Source organism: Cupriavidus sp. GW822-FHT03E04, assembly GCF_058801495.1.
Window position 1 is genome coordinate 168,004 of record NZ_JBXANI010000012.1, and the last position, 20,202, is coordinate 188,205.

At 66.0% G+C, this 20,202-nt stretch carries 18 protein-coding genes, 1 tRNA gene and 1 pseudogene; 7 read left to right on the forward strand and 13 right to left on the reverse strand.

The window, feature by feature from the left end; genetic code table 11:
- Positions 1 to 66: 66 nt before the first annotated feature.
- The gene (locus AC1RQC_RS19080) at positions 67 to 1,020 is read right to left on the reverse strand and encodes a bestrophin family protein (RefSeq protein WP_492376653.1); all 954 of its coding nucleotides are present in this window, start codon (positions 1,018 to 1,020) and stop codon (positions 67 to 69) included.
- 322 nt (positions 1,021 to 1,342) lie between these two features.
- Here AC1RQC_RS19080 and AC1RQC_RS19085 point away from each other — a divergent pair, with 322 nt between their 5' ends.
- The 3 genes from AC1RQC_RS19085 to AC1RQC_RS19095 all read left to right on the forward strand — a co-directional run bounded on the left by AC1RQC_RS19085 (position 1,343) and on the right by AC1RQC_RS19095 (position 6,221).
- A complete protein-coding gene (locus tag AC1RQC_RS19085; RefSeq protein ID WP_492884323.1) occupies positions 1,343 to 3,010 on the forward strand; it encodes a flagellar assembly protein A in 1,668 nt (555 codons plus the stop codon).
- A gap of 290 nt (positions 3,011 to 3,300) precedes the next feature.
- Positions 3,301 to 3,810: a response regulator gene (locus tag AC1RQC_RS19090; RefSeq protein ID WP_492376655.1), complete on the forward strand. Its 510-nt coding sequence runs from the start codon at positions 3,301 to 3,303 to the stop codon at positions 3,808 to 3,810.
- A 386-nt stretch (positions 3,811 to 4,196) separates the two neighbouring features.
- Entirely contained in the window at positions 4,197 to 6,221 is a 2,025-nt protein-coding gene (locus AC1RQC_RS19095; protein WP_492809993.1) for a gamma-glutamyltransferase family protein, read from the forward strand.
- A gap of 221 nt (positions 6,222 to 6,442) precedes the next feature.
- Here the strand turns inward: AC1RQC_RS19095 and AC1RQC_RS19100 are convergent, their stop codons facing one another.
- Both AC1RQC_RS19100 and AC1RQC_RS19105 read right to left on the reverse strand, forming a co-directional pair.
- Positions 6,443 to 7,006: a hypothetical protein gene (locus tag AC1RQC_RS19100; RefSeq protein WP_492376656.1), complete on the reverse strand. Its 564-nt coding sequence runs from the start codon at positions 7,004 to 7,006 to the stop codon at positions 6,443 to 6,445.
- A gap of 495 nt (positions 7,007 to 7,501) precedes the next feature.
- Positions 7,502 to 8,371: a transcriptional regulator gene (locus AC1RQC_RS19105; protein ID WP_492884326.1), complete on the reverse strand. Its 870-nt coding sequence runs from the start codon at positions 8,369 to 8,371 to the stop codon at positions 7,502 to 7,504.
- Positions 8,372 to 8,763: 392 nt separating this feature from the next.
- On the opposite strand from AC1RQC_RS19105, the gene AC1RQC_RS19110 reads away from it, so the two are divergent.
- Complete coding sequence (locus AC1RQC_RS19110; RefSeq protein ID WP_492809860.1) at positions 8,764 to 9,018, forward strand: hypothetical protein; 255 nt, start codon at positions 8,764 to 8,766, stop codon at positions 9,016 to 9,018.
- A 97-nt stretch (positions 9,019 to 9,115) separates the two neighbouring features.
- On the opposite strand, the gene AC1RQC_RS19115 is transcribed toward AC1RQC_RS19110, so the two are convergent.
- A complete protein-coding gene (locus tag AC1RQC_RS19115) occupies positions 9,116 to 9,481 on the reverse strand; it encodes a hypothetical protein (protein ID WP_492374090.1) in 366 nt (121 codons plus the stop codon).
- 684 nt (positions 9,482 to 10,165) lie between these two features.
- Here AC1RQC_RS19115 and AC1RQC_RS19120 point away from each other — a divergent pair.
- The 3 genes from AC1RQC_RS19120 (at position 10,166) to AC1RQC_RS19130 (ending at position 12,466) form a co-directional block, all read left to right on the forward strand.
- Complete coding sequence (locus AC1RQC_RS19120; protein WP_492884328.1) at positions 10,166 to 11,377, forward strand: DUF4382 domain-containing protein; 1,212 nt, start codon at positions 10,166 to 10,168, stop codon at positions 11,375 to 11,377.
- Positions 11,378 to 11,621: 244 nt separating this feature from the next.
- Positions 11,622 to 11,906 carry a hypothetical protein gene (locus AC1RQC_RS19125; RefSeq protein WP_492374092.1) on the forward strand — a complete coding sequence of 95 codons (285 nt, stop codon included), beginning with the start codon at positions 11,622 to 11,624 and terminating at the stop codon, positions 11,904 to 11,906.
- A gap of 425 nt (positions 11,907 to 12,331) precedes the next feature.
- Positions 12,332 to 12,466 (forward strand): hypothetical protein, encoded by a 135-nt coding sequence (locus AC1RQC_RS19130; RefSeq protein ID WP_492374093.1) that lies wholly within the window; start codon positions 12,332 to 12,334, stop codon positions 12,464 to 12,466.
- Between the two features lie 583 nt (positions 12,467 to 13,049).
- Here the strand turns inward: AC1RQC_RS19130 and AC1RQC_RS19135 are convergent.
- From AC1RQC_RS19135 to AC1RQC_RS19175, 9 genes and pseudogenes are all read right to left on the reverse strand, one after another.
- Positions 13,050 to 13,125 (reverse strand) — tRNA-Thr (locus tag AC1RQC_RS19135).
- Positions 13,126 to 13,251: 126 nt separating this feature from the next.
- Positions 13,252 to 14,345: pseudogene (locus AC1RQC_RS19140) on the reverse strand (amino acid permease).
- 104 nt (positions 14,346 to 14,449) lie between these two features.
- Complete coding sequence (locus tag AC1RQC_RS19145) at positions 14,450 to 15,463, reverse strand: amidohydrolase family protein (RefSeq protein WP_492374094.1); 1,014 nt, start codon at positions 15,461 to 15,463, stop codon at positions 14,450 to 14,452.
- Positions 15,460 to 16,008 (reverse strand): 3-hydroxyanthranilate 3,4-dioxygenase, encoded by a 549-nt coding sequence (locus AC1RQC_RS19150; RefSeq protein ID WP_492374095.1) that lies wholly within the window; start codon positions 16,006 to 16,008, stop codon positions 15,460 to 15,462. Before AC1RQC_RS19150 ends, AC1RQC_RS19145 begins: the two co-directional genes overlap by 4 nt.
- Before the next feature lie 73 nt (positions 16,009 to 16,081).
- Positions 16,082 to 16,504: a RidA family protein gene (locus AC1RQC_RS19155; protein ID WP_492374096.1), complete on the reverse strand. Its 423-nt coding sequence runs from the start codon at positions 16,502 to 16,504 to the stop codon at positions 16,082 to 16,084.
- Positions 16,505 to 16,520: 16 nt separating this feature from the next.
- Complete coding sequence (locus AC1RQC_RS19160) at positions 16,521 to 17,291, reverse strand: 2-keto-4-pentenoate hydratase (protein ID WP_492374097.1); 771 nt, start codon at positions 17,289 to 17,291, stop codon at positions 16,521 to 16,523.
- Positions 17,288 to 18,382, reverse strand: a complete 1,095-nt coding sequence (gene dmpG / locus AC1RQC_RS19165) for a 4-hydroxy-2-oxovalerate aldolase (RefSeq protein WP_492374098.1) — start codon at positions 18,380 to 18,382, stop codon at positions 17,288 to 17,290. Before dmpG ends, AC1RQC_RS19160 begins: the two co-directional genes overlap by 4 nt.
- Positions 18,379 to 19,350 carry an acetaldehyde dehydrogenase (acetylating) gene (locus AC1RQC_RS19170; RefSeq protein ID WP_492374099.1) on the reverse strand — a complete coding sequence of 324 codons (972 nt, stop codon included), beginning with the start codon at positions 19,348 to 19,350 and terminating at the stop codon, positions 18,379 to 18,381. Before AC1RQC_RS19170 ends, dmpG begins: the two co-directional genes overlap by 4 nt.
- An 8-nt stretch (positions 19,351 to 19,358) precedes the next feature.
- Positions 19,359 to 20,192, reverse strand: a complete 834-nt coding sequence (locus AC1RQC_RS19175) for a 2-keto-4-pentenoate hydratase (RefSeq protein WP_492374100.1) — start codon at positions 20,190 to 20,192, stop codon at positions 19,359 to 19,361.
- Positions 20,193 to 20,202 lie beyond the last annotated feature (10 nt).

The window sequence follows — 20,202 nt, forward strand, 5'->3', positions numbered from 1 at the left end:
TGGTGCAACCGGCGCATGCCGGCGCCGCCTTGCCGGGCCCCTGAACAGGCCCCCTGAAGAGGCCCGCTATAGCAGGCAGTAATCCACGGGGACCAGCGGTGGCGGCAGCGCGGTCTCGCCCAGCGCTTCCTTCATGCCGATTTCGATGGTGCGGCAGAGCGCATCGAGCGGCAGGTCGTTGGCGCTGGTGCCGAACGGTTCTTCCAGCTCATCGCCCAGCGCATCCAGGCCGAAGAAGGTGTAGGCCACGATGGCCACCACCACGGGCGTGACGAAGCCGATGGTATCCACCAGCCCGAACGGCAGCAAAAAACAATACAGGTAGGCGGTACGGTGCAGCAGCAGCGTGTACGAGAACGGGATGGGCGTGTTGTGGATGCGGTCGCACGCCACCGCCGTGGCCATCATGGCCGACAAGGTGTCGTCGATGCCGGCGGCGAGGCAGGGCTCGACGCGGTGCTGCCGCACGCACTGGCCCAGGTCTTCGCCCATGCGCATCATCAGCAAGGCGGGCGTATTGGTGGTGCGCTGCAGGTCTGCGAGCTCCGCCGGGCGCAGCCACGCGGGGTCCAGGCCGGTGGCGGCGCTGGCGCCGCGCAAACGGTTGCGCAGCGCGTACGCGTAGGCAATGGTGCGGGAGATCATGCGCACGCGCGCGTCGCTCAGGCCCGCCGGTTTATGGCCGGCGCTGTCCGGCACGTTGTCCGCGATCAGGCTGAGGCATTGCCGTGCCAGGTTCTGGCTGCGCACCACCAGCTCTCCCCACAGCTTGCGCCCTTCCCAGAAGCGATCGTAGGCGGCGGTATTGCGAAAGCCCAGGAAGATGGCCAGCGGCAGGCCGATCAGCGTGAAGGGAATGGCCGTGAGCGTGACCTTGTGCTGGAAGAACGCGCCGTGGCTGAGCGTGACGGCAACCGCTACCAGCAAGTTCACCAGCAGCACGCGCCAGATGCGCGACAGGATCGAGCCTCGCAGGACCAGGAACAACCTCAGTCCCGATGGGCGGTCTCGCACAATCATCTGTGATCCCCTGGCATTGCGGCACGGCGTTCCGTCGATGGGCAGAAGTGTACATTTTTCGCCTCGGCCGGTGGGGTGCGGGCTGCGCTGCGGCTCAAGTTTTCGGCGAAACGGCCGATGGTGTTGTGTGCGTCAAAAGGGACCGAGATCCCGTGGCGCGTCAATGACATCCCCGGCTTCAAAGGCCTGCCTGGCAGGCCACGGGCACCGGGCGGCCGCGCCATGGCGCAGCGGCGGCGCGGCACTGCCGAGGCTGGGATTGCGGATGGCCCCGAGGACGGGGCGGAGCCGTCCGGACATGATCCATCAATGGAACAATCGAATGGAAAACCGGGGACAAGACACAGAGGCCGGCGGCTTACGGGTTAGCCTGGACGATAGCGCGCGGCAGCTTCGCGCGGCGTATGCTGCCATGCCGGGCCGCATGGCGCCGGACCGCGCCGCGCTGCAAGAGGCGCTGGCCAGGGGCGGCTGGGCGCAGGCGAAGCTGGATACCGCCGCAATCGGCGCCTTTCTCGCGCAATGCCAGCGCGCCACCGAGGGGACGCCCGTGGAGGCGCTGATCGGCGAGCTGACCGACGGCTATTTCGATCTCAGCGTCAGCAGCGACAACCTGAGCGTGCGGCTCAACCTGCTGCCGCCGCAAGGCGGGCGCGAGGTGTCACGCGACGAGATCCGTGCCGCGCTGGCCGAGCGCGGCATCAAAGTCGAGCCGGACAGCGCGGCCCTGCGTGGCGCGGTCGAGGCGGGCTATTGCGACGGGCTCGAGATTGCCACGGGACGCCCGCCGCTGCCCGGCATGCCGGCGCGCTTCGAGAGCCTGCTGGCCCCCCCAAAGCCGTTGGTGGCCGAGGACGAAAGCGGCCGCATCGACCTGCGCGACCTGGGCACGCTATTGCTGGTGAATCCCGGCACGCCGCTGATGCGGCGCATCCCGGCCCGCCAGGGCAGCGATGGCATCGATGTCTTCGGCAAGGTCGTGCCCGCCGTGCCGGCCGCCGACCCGCCATTTGCGGACGGCCTGACCGGCGTGGCGGCTGATCCCGCCGATCCCGAGGTACTGGTGGCGGCGATCTCGGGCTCGCCGTCCTTGTCGGCGCAGGGCGCATCGGTGAGCCCGGTGGTCGATGTGGAAGCGGTGGACATGCACTCCGGCAACGTCACCTTCGACGGCACGCTGCGCGTCAATGGGGATATCAGGACCGGCATGACCGTGCGCGTGACCGGCGACGTGATCGTCAGCGGCACCATCGAGGCTGCCCATGTGGAGGCGGGCGGCAATGTGGTGGTGAAAGGCGGCATCATCGGCAAGGCCGAGGGCGCGCATCAAGGCGCGCATCAAGGCACACAACAGGGCGCCGAGGGCGTCGCGCTGGCGCGGGTGACCTGCAAGGGCTCGCTGCATGCGCGCTTCATCGAAAGCGCGGTGGTCGAGGCCGGCACCGAGGTCAAGGTGGAAAGCGGCATCCGCCAGAGCGACGTCTGCGCTGGGCGCAGCATCGTTGCCGGCAGCCCCAAGGGTGGCCAGGGCAACATCACCGGCGGGCGCTGCCGTGCGCAACTGGCTGTGCGCACCGCTACCCTCGGCGCCTCCGCGGGTACCGCCACCACCGTGCAGGTGGGCACCAATCCCTATGCCGAAGCCGAGAAGGCCGAGCTCGAGTCCCAGCGCCGCCAGCTGGAGGCGGAGCAGGCCAAGGTGCAGCAACTGGTCAGCTTCTTCGCCAAGAATCCCGAGAAAGCGGTGGGCGACCTGCGCGAGAAGGCACGCGCCACGCTGTTCAAGCTCACCCGCGACTCGATTGCGCTCGACGCCAGGCTCGCCAAGCTTGCCGAGCAGCTTCGCCCGTCTCCCGAGGCGGTGATCGAGGTGAGCCGGCGCATTCACGGCGGTTGCAGCCTGCATATCGGGCAGAAGTCGATGAAGATCATGGAGGACAAGCCGGGCGGCCATATCCGGCTGGTGGAGGACCGCATCGCGCTGGTCTGAGTCACCCTGCGTCCCGTCGCACGCCGGCCGCCGCGCTTTTGCGCGGCGGTTTCGCATGTGCCGAACGGAACACGAGGCGGAACACGTTACGTGACGCGTAACATGCCGCGGCCCCGCCCGGGCCGCGGCGCCCGAGTCCCCGCGCAAGCGCCAAGCCCTTGCCCCACAAGGCGCAGCGGCCTGCCCAGCTCCACCGGAGAGCCCGCGCTGGCGGCTGGCACGTGCCTTGCACCGTACCGTGTCAGGCGTCCCCGCTGGCGCCGTTCCAGAAAAAAACAAAAGGAGGAATCATGGACATGGCACTCACCAGCCGGGCAGGCGTAGACAGCATCACCTCGCGAGGTGTCTCGCAGGGCGTGCCATCGGCCATGTCGGCGCGGCAGGTTGCCAGGCTGCCGCTAGCGTCGCACGGCACGGCGCCGCTCAGGGCGGTGGTGATCGACGAATGCGCGCTGCTGCGCCTCGGCCTGGCCCGCATGCTGGAGAGCATGCCTGGCGTGGAGCAGGTGGACGGCGTGGATCCGGACGATCTCTCCATGCACGGGACGACGATCCGCGAGGCCGGCTTGCTGGTGTTTGGCATGCCGCAGGACGTGACCAGCGGCTGGCGCCTGCTGCGCAAGCTGCGGAGCATGCTGCCCGCCCAGCGGGTGCTGCTGCTGTCGGACAATATGTGGCTGCACATGCCGCCGCCGGAGATGGGCTACGGCATCTGCTGCTGCCTGCCCAAGACAGCGGCGCTTGTGACCCTGGAAGCCGCCATCAGCAGCATGCTCGAGGCCGAGGTGCTGGCTGCCTGAGCCGTGCTTCAATCCACTCCGGCTGCATCAAATCGCGATCGACGCGGCGGGGCGCATGGACGGGCTGGCATGCACGGTGGCGCTGCTCGGGGCGGATGAGGCGTGACTGGGGGGGCGGGGGCAGAGCGTCAACGCGTCCGTGTCCACGACAGCCAGATGCGCATCTTGCAGCACTCCCAAGTATGAACCACGTTCGCATGTCTGTAAATCCAGACATGTAGCAATTCAGAATCGCGAATGGCAGGTCTATGTTGATCCTTCGTCACAACCGCTCCCCCATCAGCAGCGGTTGCGGCGATCGACGAGGGAAGCGTCGATTTTCTGAAGCCTCAACATAAGACAGGAAGAACATGCCACAAACTGCTCACGAAGCGGTGACCTTGCCTATGGATCCGGCCGGCACCCGCTTCACACCGACCCGGCTCAGCACCATTGCGCTCGCCTCTTTGGCGCTGACCCTGGGTGCCTGCGGCGGCGACGATCCCGTTGCTACCACCCCGGCTTCGACCACCCCGACGGTGGTCTCGGGCTGCGAACTGAACGGCACCACCGGCGGGGAAGCCGTGGTGTTGCCGGGCGACCCCAACGCGCCGGAGATCGCCACCGGCTATGCGCCCAAGAATACGGTCTACGCCAAGACCTATATGGCGGTGACCAACAACCCGGTCTCGACCAAGGCCGCCTGCGACGTGCTGAAGAACGGCGGCACGGCGGTGGACGCCGCGGTAGCGGCGCAGATGGTGCTGAACCTGGTCGAGCCGCAATCCTCCGGCATCGGCGGCGGCTCCTTCATCATGTACTACGATGCGGCCACCAAGCAGGTCACCGCCTACGACGGGCGCGAGATGGCGCCGGCCGCCGCCGACGGCAACTATATCCAATGGAAGTCCGCCGCCGACCAGACTACGCCGGCACCTAACGCGACGCACAGCGGGCGCTCCATCGGCACGCCCGGCACGTTGCGCGTGCTGGAGCTGGCGCACGGCGAGCACGGCAAGCTGGCCTGGAAGGACTTGTTCTCTCCCGCCATCAAGCTGGCGACCGATGGGTTCCCGATTCCGCCCCGCATGGCTGCCGCGATCGCCTCGGCGGTCAGCAACCCGGTGACGGCCCCCAGCATCAAGCGCGACGCCGAGATGGCCGGTTACTTCCTCAATGCCGACGGCACCCCGCGCGCGGTCAACACTATCATCAAGAACCCGGCGCTGGCCAATGTGTTCACCTCGGTCGCCAGCGGCGGCGCGGATGCGTTCTACAAGAACGGCCCGATTGCCCAGGCGATCGTCGCCAAGATCCAGAACACGTACGGCGGCACCGCCACGCCAGGCCTGACCACGCTGGCCGACCTGGAGAGCTACGTCGCCAAGAAGCGCACGGCGGTTTGCACGACCTATCGCGAGTACGAGATCTGCGGCATGCCGCCGCCGTCCTCGGGCGGCATCGCGGTGGCGCAGATCTTGGGCATCGTCGAGAACTACGAGATGTCGCGCTATGCGCCGTCGAACATGGACAAGAACGGCGGCCGCCCGAATGTGCTCGGCGTCCACCTGATGGCCGAGGCAGGCAACCTGGCCTATGCCGACCGCAACAAGTATGTGGCGGATACCGACTTCATCGGCCTGCCGGGCGGCAGTTGGGAAAGCATGCTGAACAAGCCTTACCTGCGCAAGCGGGCGGACCTGATCAGCACGGTGGGCTCCATGACGCTGCCGGTCGCCGCGGGTGACCTCGGCGCCGTGCCGCTGGCCCCATCGGTCATCAACGAGCACGGCACCACGCACCTGTCGCTGACCGACAAGTACGGCAACGTCGTCTCGATGACCACCACCATCGAGGCTGGCCTCGGTTCGTATCACTTCACCAACGGCTTCCTGCTCAACAACCAGCTGACCGACTTTAACGCGGCACCCGCCGATGCCGGCGGCGTGCCGATCGCCAACCGCGTGCAGCCGGGCAAGCGCCCGCGCAGCTCGATGGCGCCCACGCTGGTGTTCAAGCGCAATGCCGACGGCTCGCGCGGCGACTTCTACATGACCACCGGTTCGCCGGGCGGCGCTAGCATCATCCAGTACGTAGCCAAGACCCTGGTGGGTGTGCTGGACTGGAAGATGGACGCGCAGCAGGCCGTGTCGATGATCGACTTCGGTGGCTCAAACAGCGCCACCAGCGGCATGATGGTCGGCGGCGAGCATCCCAACGTGGATGCCACCAAGCCGGCCGGCGGCCTGGCCGGCGACAACGATCCGCTGGTCAAGGGCCTGCGCGGGCTCGGCCACGTGGTCAACGTGACGGCGCAGTCGAGCGGCTTGAGCGCCATCATCCGCACCACCGTGGGCGGGTCGACGGCGCTGGTCGGCGGGGCCGATCCGCGTCGTGAAGGCGTGGTGCTGGGCGATACGTTCAAGCCATAAGCCGGAACGGAAGGGGTTGCGGAAATTTCTCCACATGCATTGGGAAGCGGCTGGTAGGCCGATGCGAGTGCGCTCGCTACAGTAGCCACTTACCGCTCTCTCCCCGGGGGTGGTTTTCCCGAGAGGGCCTAATCCCTTGGCCCTCCTTCCGTGGCGCTGCATGCTCTCGCATGCGGCGCTTTTTTTTCTCGCCTTCCCCACCTCTGCACCACGGGTTTCGCCTACCAGACCCGGATCTTGAGCTGCAGCGAGATGCAGCCATCCACCTTCCCCCGCATCGTCGGCACGTAGATCAGGTTCGCACCCACGCGCCCATACTCGATGCTGATGACGGGCGCCGCCATCGGCGACCAGCCACCGTGATTGACATCCGGATACCCGCGCACCGCACCCGCCGTAGCACCGATCCGCACCGGGCCAAGATGCAAAGGCTGCCAGGTGACGCTGGCATAGGTGGAGTGATCGCGCATGCTGTTGCGGTACTCGCCGGCCGACAAGGTGAAGTCCTCGGTGATGCGGACATCCGCGCCGATGCCCCAGTTGGCCGCGTTGTAGTGCGCTGCATGATTGAAGTGGTAAGAGAAAAACCCGGCGTTCAGCCAGACCTGGGGGCTGAAGGCGGGCGCCGGCGTAACCTGCGCCGGATCTGCCGGGGTGTCTGGCGGCGTGCTGTCATCCGCGCGGGCGGCGACGGCCCACAGAGATGCGCCTAGCGCAAACACCATCAGGAGCTTGCGCGGAAAAAGGCGATACCTCGCCGCGCCAGGAACTGGATAAGCATCCATGGCCGCTTCCTTGTCGATTGTCTTGGCTGGGAGCTGGCTGGACGCGACGCGAATCGGCGTGCGGGCGCAGCCATCCTGCGCGAGTCCGGCGTGGCGCCGGCGGCCCTAGGTGGCGGCGGTGTGCATGATGTTCCCCGGTTGCGTGGCAAGTGCGAACGCGTACCGCGTGCTGCGCGGCCGCTTCGTCATCGGTCCCGGCAGCCAATTGGATCGGCGGGCCGGTTTTGTATTTATCGTGATACCAGTCTGGTGCTTCGGCGCGTGGGATTCAATCAATCGAATGCCGTAAGCCTATGGAGGGGATTGGAGGGCAAGCGGATATCAACCTTCCGGTAAAAAGGGGACATTGCGCGAGCTTGCGCAGGCAGGCAGGGGGAGGGGTGATATGCCGCTGGCGGCTGCCAGGCGGCAGCGCCAGGGCATGGCGCAATCAGGCAAACACGCGTTTGACGATGCGGGCTGGCGAGCGCCGCGGCAGTGGCAGCGGCGCTTGTCTCATACGGGAGACGCGCTGGCGGAACCAGCCTGGCTGTGCGTCATCGCGCGCCAGGCCAGGTGCGCGGTGCCGGCGGGTGCCTCCGCACGCATGGCTTGCGCGCGCACATCCGGAAAATCCGCTGCGTCGAGCCAGACCGACAGGAAGGCGCCCATCGCGCCGAGCAGCGTGTCCGAGTTGATGCCGGTCGGCCCGCCCACCTTCGGGCAGATGACCAGTTGGGTGCCCTCGTGCGAGTACACGCGCAGCGTCTTGACCAGGTCCGCCGGCTGCAGGTGATGCTCCGAGCAGGGTACGCCCTGGAAGCCGAACGCCAGCAGGAATTCCTCTTCCTCGGCCTGCCCCGTGCAGAGAATCACCTTGGGGCGCATGCGCCGGCGCTGCTCCGCGATAAAGCGGAAGCGCCCACCCTGGCGGCAGAATTCCACATAGCGCCAGTTCGGGCTGAGGCACGGATTGCGGCGAAAGGTCTCGATCTGCGCCAGGTCCATCTGCTGCGGCTTGGGCAGGGGATAGATATTGATCTTGAACTCCCAGCCGCGCGGCGCGTAGAGGTACTGGTCGAAGTAGCCGCGCCAGTCCAGCCCCGGCATGGTTTCACGCAGCGTTGCCGCGCGCGTCGCCGCCATGATGCGGGCGAGGCGCTGGTGCGTCTGCCAGCGCGGCATGTCATGCCGGTGGCGCTCGCGGAATGCGCTGTCCCAGGCGGGCGGCTCATGCACCGGCGCCAGCGAGGCACCCGGCGAAGACGCAAGCAGGTGCGGCTCCTTATCGCATATCCAGACAGCCGCGCCGATGTTCCCTCCCTCCATGCCGGCGTACGAAGAGAAATACGCGTCCAACTCCTCGCTGCTGAAAATTGATGTCATTTGCTCTCTCTCTTCGTCGTGGCCCGTCATGCAAGTCCCTGCGCGATGCGCGCGTGAATGACAAGGACTAAGGCAATGGTCGTGCCATAGGGATGACGGCAATTGCGATCGCGGCGCAGTGGCGGCACGGGGCGGATGCGATCAGGCTGGAAGTGTTGCCAGGCAAGGGTTGCGGGCGCTGTGGCCGAGGCGGGGGAGGGGGTGGCTGCTGAGTCTCGCCGCGTGGGGGATGGCGCGGTGCTGTTACGTCGCTGTTACGCGTTACGTAACGTGGGCGGTGCGGGGGAACGCGGTGGGCGAAATACTACCTGCCGAAAGCGCTGGACCGGCTCACGCCAGGAATGGACAAGGGAGATTCGTGTCTAACTGGTCAAACGCGTCAGGAGGGCGCGATGAGCACATATATCAGAAACCTCACAATCGGTGCGGCCTTGCTGCTGGCCGGCTGCGTGGTAGTGCCTGCTTATGATGCCTATGGCTACAGTTACCCGGCCTACGGCGCCTATGAGCCTTACTATCCCTACCCCTACGGCCCCTACTACAACTACGGTTGGTGGCCTGGATTTTATGGCGGTGCGGTCTTCTTCGGCGGGCGTGGCCATGGCGGGGGACGCCACGGCGGACGCGGAGGTGGCCATGGCCGCTGAGCCGTGTCGCGATCACGCGTTCATTCAGGCCCGGCCGATAAAGTGTCGCACCGACCTTCGTCAGCAGCGCCGCTAGGCCGGGGCTGTCGCCCCGTTGTCAGCGCTTCCAGGCTATCGGCGCGGAGGCAGAGCAGGTGGCGAATTTTCCAGACCAAGTCCTGCTGGTGGCGACCTGGATGCGTTGCTCGTTGACCGGCTCGAGCTGCCGTTGCCGGCGCTCGGCCAGGCTGTTGGCCACGCTGGTCAGCGCTGACTTGCATGCCGCCTCCGCCGCGCTGGAGCGCACGAAGAACTGCGGATAGCGATAGTTGACCATGAGGGTGAAACCGTCTGCGACGTACTCCACCGTGTATTCGGTGTCGCTGTCATAGGTTGACATCTGTCGGCCGGCGGATGGCACGGGCGTCGTGCAAGCCGCTGATATCAGGCAGGCCACTGCTGCCAGCACCTTCTTGTATTGCACAGCATGATCTCCATGGGTTGCATAGCAGGGAGCGACGCGTGCACCTTGGCACGTGCGAGTCCGGGGCTGGATGGTACCAAGGAATGGCGGCGCAGGATTCCGGACATGTGCATGGCGTACCCTTAAAGGCCCATACCCCAGAAATGTGGTGGACGCTGGGCAAAGCTTGCAAACGCTGGGCAACAAAAAACCCGGAGAGCGTTACGCTGTCTGGGTTTCTAGGCAATGCTGGTCAAACTTTGGAATTCTTATGGGAACAGAGGAATCGAAAAGTTGCTGTAATCAGGCCTATGCTGGGGAATCTCGTGTTCTGATTGAAATTCATACCCGTTACATACCCCAAAATCTTACGGTGCCCCATAGCAGGTGATTCTTTTGCCACTGCTGCCCCAGGTTGGCAAAGCGCCGTCAAACTTCTTCGCCAGGCAGGGCAGGCACGCGGCTTCATGCGGCCCTATCCGCTTGAGCTGACGGCTACCGAGCCGGGTCCAGTGGCGCCGCGGCCGAAGCACGCGTGAGGCTACGGTCAACGCCGTCGATTGGACGATGCGTCGCAAATGTTACGGGATGTGGCGTCTCCGTAACCCTGCGGTAGATCTGTGACACGCATTACAAATTCTTACAGCGTGCGGCATTCGCGGGGACTTATGCTCCTGTTGCCCCAACACTTGGCCGAAAACAACTATGAATCGCAAAGGCATTTCCCCCTTGTTTCGACGCACTCTCGCGCTAGGCGCTGCGTTCGGCGCGCTTGCTCTTGCTGCCTGTGGCGGTGGGGGTGATGGCTCGTCGTCCGGCACAAGCGGTTCGGGCACGCTAAGCGTGTCGATGACCGACGCGCCCGCTTGCGGTTTCGACCATGTGTTCGTCACGGTCGACAGGGTGCGCGTCAACACCGATTCCAATGCCGACATCAACGGCAGCGGCTGGACCGACGTTGTGCTTAGCCCGGCGCGACGAATCGACCTGCTTTCGCTCACCAATGGCGTGCTCACCACGCTCGGCCAGACCCCGCTGCCGGCCGGCACGTATCAGCAGATCCGCCTCGTGCTCGTACCCAACGGCGCCGGCGCGCCGGCTAATTCGGTGGTGCCAACCGGCGGTACCGAGCAGGCCCTTGATACGCCCAGCGCGGTACAGACCGGCATCAAGATCATCCGCCCCTTCACCGTGGCGCCCAATACCCTGACCGACCTGGTATTGGACTTCGATGCCTGCAAGTCGATCGTCACGCGCGGCAACGGCACCTTTGGTCTTAAGCCTGTGGTGACGGCGCTGCCCACCGTCGTGAGCGGCGCCGTCACAGGTGTGCTGGCCGGCGCGCCCGGCGCCCAGGTCTATGCCGAACGCAACGGCGTGGTGGTCAAGGCGACCGCGGCTGATGCCAATGGCAACTTCACTCTGTCTCCGATCGAACAGAGCAGTACCGCCGGCAATGTGGATGTGGTGATTGTGCCGACCTCGACGAATGGCCGAGGCACCGGCATCGTGCGCAGCGTGCCGGTGGTGGCGGGCGGCAGCACCGCCGTTGCGACCGCAGCGGCACCGATCAGCCTACCGACGTCAGTGTTCCGCACCGTTTCCGGTACCGTGACTCCGGCCAGCGCGCAGGCGACGATCCGCGCCCTGCAACTGACTGGCGGCGGCACTTTCGAGGTTGCCGCGACTGCGGCCGCGTCCGATACCGGTGCCTACAGCCTGTTCCCGACGCAGCCGGCTCTGCCGGCGGGCGCACCATCGGTAGGGACTTACCAGACCTCCCTGCCAATTCCGCTGGCGGCAGACGCGACTGCGGCAGGCAAGTACAGCATCCAGGCCACGAGCTCCGGCGGGACGGTCCGCACGCAGCAGGTCAATGTGACCGTGAGTAACGTAACCCAGAACTTCGCATTCTGACGCGAAGCAAGGAAGGGTGCCGGCATCGCCGGCGCCCGATTCAGACAAGCGAGAACAAGAAATGAAATTCGTACTCGGCGCGCTGCTGGCCACCACGCTTGTGACCGGCTGCACGGTCTATACGCCTGGTGTCGCCGTTCAGACACCTGCGGTGGTCGTAGATCCGGGCCCCAGTTCTGGCTTCTGCCCACCAGGGCAGGCCAAGAAAGGACGTTGCTAAGCTGATTAGAGAAAGGAGAATTTGATGAGCAAGACCCGCGTACTATCCTTGATCGCTATCGCCATCCTGGCGACGAGCTCGATGGCCGCCTTCGCCCAGCGCGGCGGTGGCGGCATGGGCGGCGGAGCCGCTGGAGCCAGGGGCGATTTTGGTGGCCGCTCGGACAGCCACATCAGCGGCAGCGGCTTGCGCAATTCCAACGGTCCGGACGCGATAGACCGTGACAGAGGTCATGCGCGTGCAGCGGATCGGAGCGAGATGCGTGCCCGTGCGCCCAGCGGGAAGGCGCATTCGCATCGCAAGAGCTAATCGCTTGAACCGATCCGTCGTTTAAAGCCCGCAGTTCGCGGGCTTTTCTCTTTGACCTGACCCGTCCTGACTAAGGTTGACACTTTTTCCCTTGCAAGGAAGGAGAGTCCATTGGAAGCGGTCGAAAAGCGAACTCAGCGGGATGACAGCCTGGCTTTTAAGCTGGCGGTGGTGGAGCAAGTCGAAAAAGGCGAATCGACGAACCACCTAAGTCGACGGAGCAGCAACTGAAATCGTCACCGCCTGTTGCCGCGGCTGCCGATTCTTCCTCATTGAGTCAGTCGCCACCGTTGGCGCAAACCTCTACAGGTTCGTAGCCGAGCAACGGCAATGGTGTCGAGCCGTGGGGCGACCTCACTCCCGAGGCATTTCACGCGAAGTTCGATGCGCTTGCGCTAGCTGATGGTTCCGACACGATCAGGCAAATGCGAAAGGCGAAGAATGGCATCGTGGTTGTGCTGAACGATGAGCGTTTCCAGCGCGGAATCAACGAGCTGAAAAGGCTGAACTTAGCAAACGGCAACTTTAGTAGCGAAATCATCCTGTCGGGCTGTTACTGAAAGTGAGCGGCGCAGGAAAGATCGGCCAAATAGACGTATATGGAAGCCGGTCCGATCCCGTCAATCTGGGGCGTTTCGTTGGCGCTGTCGGGATCGCGGATGACATCTTGAATCCTGGGCAGGCCGAAAAGGAAAATATCGAGTTCCTTTCCTCCCTCAAATTGATGAGGGGGATGACGACGAGTCCACTGGCAAGCCGATTTCGTCCTTCACGGGGCCTTCACGGGGCCTTTGCGTGCCTAACGATGCCATCAGCCCTGACGATGAACATTGGCTGCACGGTAACTCCTGGATCGTAGCGATCGACGCAGGGCACTTCTGAGTGGTGGGAAAGCAGTGCGGCGCGTGGAAGGTTCATACCTACACCCACGATGTGCTTGCCTCCCCGATCGCCGGTGAAGGTGTGGACAAGGGATCGGAGATACAGGGGATGCAGTCGCCCTAAAAGTCGGCCAAGGACTTCTGGTGGTGCTGCCGGGGGTGGCCCGTGCCCCGTTGACGAAATTCGCTTACAAGGCGGTTACACGAAGTCCAGAAACAACAAAGCCCAACCGGACAGGTTGGGCTAAGTGCTTGAATCTTATGGTGCCGAAGAGAGGAATCGAACCCCCGACCTTCTCATTACGAATGAGCTGCTCTACCGACTGAGCTACTTCGGCCCACCATCCGTCAACAACCGGATGAAGCCCGCAATCATAGCAGCGTTTTTTTTTGCTGGGAAGCCCCGGCGCAAAAATTTTGCCGGGAGTCCCCGCAGGCGCGCCGCCAGGTGGCGGCACGATCATTCAGGCGGCATCGTTGGCGGCCAGTGGCGCGGGTTCGGCGCGCTGGCGGAACCAGAGCAGGTAGGCCACGCTGAGCACCGCCAGGAAGGGGATGCCGGTGAGCAGCGTCATGCGGAAGGCGTCGGTAAACAGGGTGGTCAGCATGATGGCCAGCAGCATGCCGGCGCCTAGCAGCGTGAGCACGGGGAAGCCGCGCATGCGCAAGGCCAGGGGGCGGTTGCCGGCGGCGGCCCATTGGCGGCGGAAGCGGTAGTGGGTGACGAAGATCACCCCGGCGACGCCTTCCTGCTGATGATGGCCATCTCCATGTTCGGCGCCCTCTTCACCTGGTTCATCAGCACGGCGCGCTCGGGGTCCTGGGCTTCGCCGGCGGCGACCGCGATCATCTCGATGCTGAGGTAGCTGAAGATCGAGACGATCACCGCGACCCACATGCCCCACAAACCGTTTGGCAGGAAGCCGCCGTGCGCCGTGTAGTGGTGGAAGCCGGCGCCGGCCGCGCTGCTGCCGGTGCTGCCGGGCGCGCCGAAGACGATGTAGGCGGCCACCAGGATAAAGGCGACGATGGCGATGATCTTGACCATCGAGAACAGGTATTCGACGGCGCCGAAGATGCCTACGCCGACCAGGTTGATCAGGATCAGCGCGGCGGAGAACGAGACGATCCAGAACCAGGCGGGCACCTGCGGGAACCAGTACCCCATGTAGAGCGCCACGGCGGTGACTTCGGTGCCGACCGCGAGCACGATGGAGGCCCAGTAGGCGTAGCGCACCAGGAAGCCGGCGAGCGGGCTGACATAGTGCTCGGCATAGGCGCCGAAGGAGCCGGAGGTGGGGTGGGCTACCGTCATCTCGGCCAGGCAGCCCATCAGCAGCAGCGTGACCAGCGCGCCGATGGCGTAGCTGAGCAGCACGCCGGGGCCGGCGAAGCCGATGGCAAAGCCGCTGCCCATGAACAGGCCGGTGCCGATGGCGCCGCCAATGGCGATCATGGCGAGCTGAGCGGGTTTGAGGCTGCGGTGCAGGCCTTGCTCGCGCTGGACGATTTGCTGGAAGCCTCCGCTTGCATGGCGTTGCCCGTTTCCTTGTTCCATGTCTCCTCCTTGGTTTGCCCGCCGCCCGTGCCTTGTGGGGCGCGAGCGGCGTCATTTGTGGCTGGTCGTTTGTGGTTTGTGGCTTGTTGTTTGTTGTTTGTCGTTTATGACTCGTTATCCCCGAGCCCGAAGAATGCGGCTGCATTGGCGCCCAGCAGCTTGCGGCGCGCCGCGTCGGCAAGATCGGTCCCGCGGATCAGCGCGCCGACCTGTTGCTCGCCGAGCGGATAGGGGTAGTCCGAACCCAGCATCACCCGGTCCTCGCCCATCACGTCGACCAGCAGCTTGAGCGCGCGCGGGTCGAACACAGCGGAGTCCACGAAGAAGCGGTTGACATACGACGAGGGCGGGTGCGGGCAGTCTTCGCGCACGATGTCGCGATGGCGCCAGGCGTTGTCGACGCGGCCGAGCAGGAAGGCGAAGCTGCCGCCGCCATGCGCGAAGCACAGCTTGAGCGAGGCCGGGATGCGCTCGAACGCGCCGGACAGGATCAGCGACAGGATGCCGAGCTGCGTTTCCGCCGGCATGGATACCAGCCACGGCAGCATCCACTTTTTCATGCGCGGGGCGCCCATCATGTCCCACGGGTGCACCAGTACGGCAATGCCTTCGTTGGCGCAGTGGATGAGGAAGGTGATCAGGCCTTCGTCGTCGAGGTCGCGGTCGCCGAGGTGGTTGCCGATCTGCACGCCGACATGGCCACCGGCCTTGGCGCGCGAGGCTTCGCGGCAGGCGGCGTCGATATCCTGCAGCGGCACCTGGGCCAGCGCCTTGAGCCGCGCGGGACGGTGCGCGCAGAGCGCCAGCGCGTAGTCGTTCATGCGCTGCGACCAGGGCACCGCGACGTCTGCCGGATAGCGGTAGCCGAACATCACGGGCGTGGCGCACATCAACTGGATGTCGACGCCGCAGCGGTCCATTTCCTCGATGCGGCGCGCGGGGTCCCACAGCGCGGAGTAGACCGGGCGGAACGGCTGGTCGCCGGTCATGATCATGGCTGTGTCAGTGCCATTGGTCTGCAGCCAGGGCGCGGCGACGGGGTCAAGCGCCGCGGCCTCCTGACGGGTGATGGGCGGGAAGAAGTGGCTGTGGATGTCCACCACGCTGTTGGTGCTCATTCAGGGTCCTTGCTGGCTGATGCCGAGGCCCGGCCCGGATGCACCGTGCCGCATTGCCCGCAGCGGCGCAGCGCTGCGTTGTCGTAAAAGCCGGCAAACAGCGGCGGCAGGTCGGTGACGATGCTCTTGAGCTGCACCTCCACGCGGTGCACCAGCGCGCTGCACGCGGGGCAATACCACTCGAAGCCGTCCATCACGCCTTCGGGGCGCTGGCGCTCGATGACCAGGCAGCGGCTGTCGGCCTCGGGGCGTTGCGGGGAATGCCGCACGTGCGGGGGCAACAGGAAAATGTCGCCCTCCTTGAGGTCCACTCGCTCGCGCTTGCCACGGTCCATGATGTCCAGCCAGGCATTGCCCTTGAACTGGTAGAAGAACTCTTCGAGCGGATCGTCATGGAAATCCGTGCGCTGGTTGGGGCCGCCCACCACCGTGACGATGGTGTCGGCGTCCTGCCAGACCTGCTGGTTGCCCACGGGCGGCTTGAGCAGGTGCGCGTGCTCGTCCAGCCAGCGCGGGAAGTTGAGGGGCATGCCGTAGGTGAACATGGCGCGAGTCTCTTGTGCGGGTGAGGTTGCGGTTGCGATGTCGGGCGTGTCTGTGCATCAGCGCATCAGCGCATCAGCGCGGAAGCGGCTGGTAGGCCACGGCCTTGATCTCGATGAGCAGGTGCGGGTGCGGCAACTGGTGCACGGCCACAGTGGTGCGGGTCGGGCCGTCGTAATCGAAGTACTCGCCGTAGACCTCGTTGTAGCCGCCGAAATCGTTCATGTTGACGAGAAAGGTGGTGATCTCCACCAGGTCGGACAGATCGCAGCCGACGCTTTGCAGGATCTCGCGGATATTGAGGATCACGGCGCGGGTCTGCTCGCGGATGTCGAGCGCGGTCACGCCCATGGCGTCGGCGCTGGCGCCGGCGAAGCTGTTGTCCGCACGGCGCGAGCTGGTGCCCGAGACGAACAGGAAGTCGCCGGCCCGCTTCACGTGCGGGAAGCGGCCGCGCGGGGTGGCCTTGTCGGTCAGGACTTTGGAAAGCGTAGTCATGCGTGGTCTCCGGTTGTCAGCGTGTGCTCAGTTCGACTTGCCCCAGCCCGCTCACGCGGGTGCGCACGTGGCAGCCGGGACGCAGCGGCTCGGCCGCGGTGGCAGCGCCGGCCATGATCAGCGAGCCGGCCGGCAGCACCATGCCGGCCCGCGCCAGCAGTTGCGAGGCCTGCACCAGCGCGCGCAGCGGGTTGCCTAGGATGGCCGCGGTGGTGCCCAGCTGCGCCGGGCGGCCGTCGATCTCGAGCTGCACGCCGCGGTTGGCCAGCGCGCTGTCCGGGCGCGACCACGGCCCCACCACCAGCGCGGCGGACGAGCAGTTGTCGGCGATCACGTCGGCCAGCGAGAACTTGAAGTTGCGATAGCGCGAGTCGATGATCTCCATGGCTGGGGCCACCGCCTCGATGTAGCCGCCGGCATCGAGCAAGGTGAGCGGGCCAGCGATGTCGCGCGATGTCAGGAAGCACACCTCGGGCTCGATGCGCGGATGGATAAAGGCGTCGAGCGCGAGCGCGGCGCCTTCCTCGCACAACATGGCATCGGTGAGCTGGCCCCAGATCAGGCTGTCCACGCCCATCTGGACCATCTTGGCGCGGCTGGTGAAGCCGAGCTTGATGCCGATCGGTCGCTCGCCGCGCGCGTGGCGCAGCGCGATGGCGCCGGCCTGAATGGCGTAGGCGTCATCGATGGAAAATGGTGTGGCGCCACCCAGCGGGTCGATGGCTTCACGCTGGCGCGCGGCGTCGTCGAGGCGCGTGGCGTACTGGGTAATCTGATCGGCAATCATGCGGCACTCGCGATCGGGTTGTTGGTGGGGGCGGTGGGATTGGTGGCCGGATCGCGCTGGCGCAACAGGTCCAGCGCCACGTCCACGATCATGTCCTCCTGTCCGCCGACCATGCGGCGGCGTCCGAGCTCGACCAGGATGTCGACGGTGGCAATGCCGTAGCGCGCGGAGGCAGCCTCGGCGTGGCGCAGGAAGCTGGAGTACACGCCAGCATAGCCAAGCGCCAGTGTTTCGCGGTCGACGCGCACGGGGCGGTCCTGCAGCGGGCGAACCAGGTCGTCCGCGGCGTCCATCAGCGCGTAGAGATCAGTGCCGTGCGCAATGCCCGCGCGGTCGATCGCCGCGATGAAGACCTCCAGCGGTGCGTTGCCCGCACCCGCGCCCATGCCGGCGAGCGAGGCATCCACGCGGTCGCAGCCATGCTCCAGCGCCACCATGGAATTGGCCACGCCCAGCGACAGGTTGTGGTGGGCGTGCATGCCGGTCTCGGTGGCGGGATCTAGCACTTGCTTGAACGCATCGAAGCGCTCGGCCACGTCGCGCATCGACAGCGCGCCGCCGGAGTCCACCACGTACACGCACTGCGCGCCGTAGGATTCCATCAGCCTGGCTTGCTGCGCCAGCGCCGCCGGCGTGGTCATGTGCGACATCATCAGAAAGCCCACGGTATCCATGCCGAGCTTGCGCGCGTACTCGATGTGCTGGCGCGAGATGTCGGCCTCGGTGCAGTGGGTGGCGATGCGCACGGTGCGCGCGCCGGCGTCGTAGGCGGCGCGCAGGTCGTGGATGGTGCCGATGCCGGGCAGCAGCAGCGTGGCCACGCGTGCGTGCTTGAGTTCCGCCGCCACCGCGGCGATCCATTCGAGATCGGTGTGCGCGCCAAAGCCGTAATTGAAGCTCGAGCCGTTGAGGCCGTCGCCGTGGGCCACCTCGATGCTGTCCACGCGTGCCGCGTCCAGCGCGCGGGCGATGGCCACGGCTTGCGGCAGGCTGTATTGGTGGCGGATGGCGTGCATGCCGTCGCGCAGCGTCACGTCCGACACATGGACTTTCTTCATGGTCTTGCCTGCGGGATGTGGTGCTGCGGTCATTGCGTTGCTCCTTGCGCGCGCGCCAGCTTGTGCCCGGCCACGCGCTCGGCGGCGGCCAGCGCGGCGGACGTCATGATGTCGAGATTGCCGGCGTAGGCGGGCAGGTAGTGCGCGGCGCCTTCCACCTCCAGGAACACCGAGACCTTGAGGCCGGCCAGGCGGCCGATGCCCGGCAGCGTGAGCGGGCGCGCTGGGTCGATGCGCTCGAACTGGACTCGCTGCTTGAGCCGGTAGCCGGGCACATAGGCGGCCACCTGCGCCACCATGCGCTCGACCGAGGCGCGGATGGCGTCCTGGTCGGCATCGGCCGCGGTCAGGCAGAACACCGTGTCGCGCATCAGCAGCGGCGGCTCCGCCGGGTTCAGCACGATGATGGCCTTGCCGTGCGCGGCGCCGCCCACTTCCACGATCGCATTGGAGGTGGTTTCGGTGAACTCGTCGATATTGGCGCGCGTGCCCGGGCCGGCCGAGCGGCTGGCGATGGACGCGACGATTTCGGCGTAGCTCACCGGCGCCACTTGCGATACGGCACGCACGATGGGGATCGTCGCCTGCCCGCCGCAGGTGACCATATTGAGGTTGGGCGCATTGAGGTGGGCGTCCAGGTTGACCACCGGCACCACATAGGGGCCGATAGCCGCCGGGGTGAGGTCGATCACCTGGATGCCGTGCTTCTGCAGCACGGCGTTGTGATGCATATGGGCGCCGGCCGAGGTGGCATCGAAGGCCACGCGGATGTCCGCGAAGCCGGGCATGCCAAGCAGCCCCTCGATGCCTTCATGCGTGGTGGGCACGCCGAGGCGCTGCGCGCGGGCGAGGCCGTCGGAGGCGGCGTCGATGCCGACCATGGCGCCGACTTCCAGGTGCTGGCCGTGGCGCAGGATCTTGATCATCAGGTCGGTGCCGATATTGCCGGAGCCGATGATGGCTGCGCGCAGGCGCGTCCGGGATGGCTTGCTTATGCTCATGTTCATGCTCATGCGGATGGCTCCTTGTTGGCCGGGGCGAAGCGCGTGGACAGGCGTCCCAGCCCTTCGATCTCCAGGTCGAAGGCGTCGCCGGCGGCAACCGGCACCATCGGGCCCAGCGCGCCGGTCATGACGATGTCGCCGGCCTGCAGCGGACGGCCCACGCGCACCATGGTGTCGGCCAGCCACAATGCGGCGTGCAACGGATTGCCCAGGCAGGCGGCGCCGGTGCCGAGCGAGACCTGTTCGCCGCGGCGCTCCATCACCATGCCGCAGCCGATGAGGTCCAGGTCCGCCAGCTTGACGGGGCGCGAGCCGAGCGCGAACAGGCCGCTGGATGCGTTGTCGGCAATCGTGTCGGCCAGGCGGATATCCCAGTTGGCCACGCGGCTGCCGACGATCTCCGCAGCGGGCAAGGCGTAGGCGGTGGCGCGGATCAGGTCGGCGATGGTGTGGCGCTCATGCGCAAGCGGATGCGCCAGCACCAGCGCGATCTCGGCTTCGATCTTGGGCTGCAGCACGCGGCGCAGGTCGATCTCCTCGCCCTCGGCCACGGCCATGTCGGCGAACAGCATGCCGAAATCCGGCTCGCCCACGCCCAGCTGCTGTTGCACGGCGCGCGAGGTCAGGCCGATCTTGCGGCCCACCAGGCGGCGGCCTGCGGCGAGCCAGCGCTGCGTGTTGATCTCCTGCACCTGATAGGCGGCCTGCGGATCGGTTTCGCCGATGAGCGTGCGCACCGGCGCGCAGGGCGCATGCCCGGCATGCGCCTGCCACAGCAGGTCGGCGGCGGCGCGGATGGCGGCGTCGGCGTTGGAGGGTTGTTGGGTCTCGTTTGTCATGGTTGTCATG

Bases quoted from the DNA above. Each gene is read 5' to 3' on its own strand.
- AC1RQC_RS19095 (WP_492809993.1), top strand. From the start codon at position 4,197: ATGGATCCGGCCGGCACCCGCTTCACACCGACCCGGCTCAGCACCATT.
- AC1RQC_RS19085 (WP_492884323.1), top strand. From the start codon at position 1,343: ATGGAAAACCGGGGACAAGACACAGAGGCCGGCGGCTTACGGGTTAGC.
- AC1RQC_RS19100 (WP_492376656.1), bottom strand. From the start codon at position 7,006: ATGGATGCTTATCCAGTTCCTGGCGCGGCGAGGTATCGCCTTTTTCCG.
- AC1RQC_RS19125 (WP_492374092.1), top strand. From the start codon at position 11,622: ATGAGCAAGACCCGCGTACTATCCTTGATCGCTATCGCCATCCTGGCG.
- AC1RQC_RS19175 (WP_492374100.1), bottom strand. From the start codon at position 20,192: ATGACAAACGAGACCCAACAACCCTCCAACGCCGACGCCGCCATCCGC.
- AC1RQC_RS19120 (WP_492884328.1), top strand. From the start codon at position 10,166: ATGAATCGCAAAGGCATTTCCCCCTTGTTTCGACGCACTCTCGCGCTA.
- AC1RQC_RS19160 (WP_492374097.1), bottom strand. From the start codon at position 17,291: ATGATTGCCGATCAGATTACCCAGTACGCCACGCGCCTCGACGACGCC.
- AC1RQC_RS19155 (WP_492374096.1), bottom strand. From the start codon at position 16,504: ATGACTACGCTTTCCAAAGTCCTGACCGACAAGGCCACCCCGCGCGGC.
- AC1RQC_RS19090 (WP_492376655.1), top strand. From the start codon at position 3,301: ATGGACATGGCACTCACCAGCCGGGCAGGCGTAGACAGCATCACCTCG.
- AC1RQC_RS19110 (WP_492809860.1), top strand. From the start codon at position 8,764: ATGAGCACATATATCAGAAACCTCACAATCGGTGCGGCCTTGCTGCTG.
- AC1RQC_RS19130 (WP_492374093.1), top strand. From the start codon at position 12,332: ATGCGAAAGGCGAAGAATGGCATCGTGGTTGTGCTGAACGATGAGCGT.
- dmpG (WP_492374098.1), bottom strand. From the start codon at position 18,382: ATGACCGCAGCACCACATCCCGCAGGCAAGACCATGAAGAAAGTCCAT.
- AC1RQC_RS19150 (WP_492374095.1), bottom strand. From the start codon at position 16,008: ATGTTCACCTACGGCATGCCCCTCAACTTCCCGCGCTGGCTGGACGAG.
- AC1RQC_RS19105 (WP_492884326.1), bottom strand. From the start codon at position 8,371: ATGACATCAATTTTCAGCAGCGAGGAGTTGGACGCGTATTTCTCTTCG.
- AC1RQC_RS19145 (WP_492374094.1), bottom strand. From the start codon at position 15,463: ATGAGCACCAACAGCGTGGTGGACATCCACAGCCACTTCTTCCCGCCC.
- AC1RQC_RS19080 (WP_492376653.1), bottom strand. From the start codon at position 1,020: ATGATTGTGCGAGACCGCCCATCGGGACTGAGGTTGTTCCTGGTCCTG.
- AC1RQC_RS19170 (WP_492374099.1), bottom strand. From the start codon at position 19,350: ATGAGCATAAGCAAGCCATCCCGGACGCGCCTGCGCGCAGCCATCATC.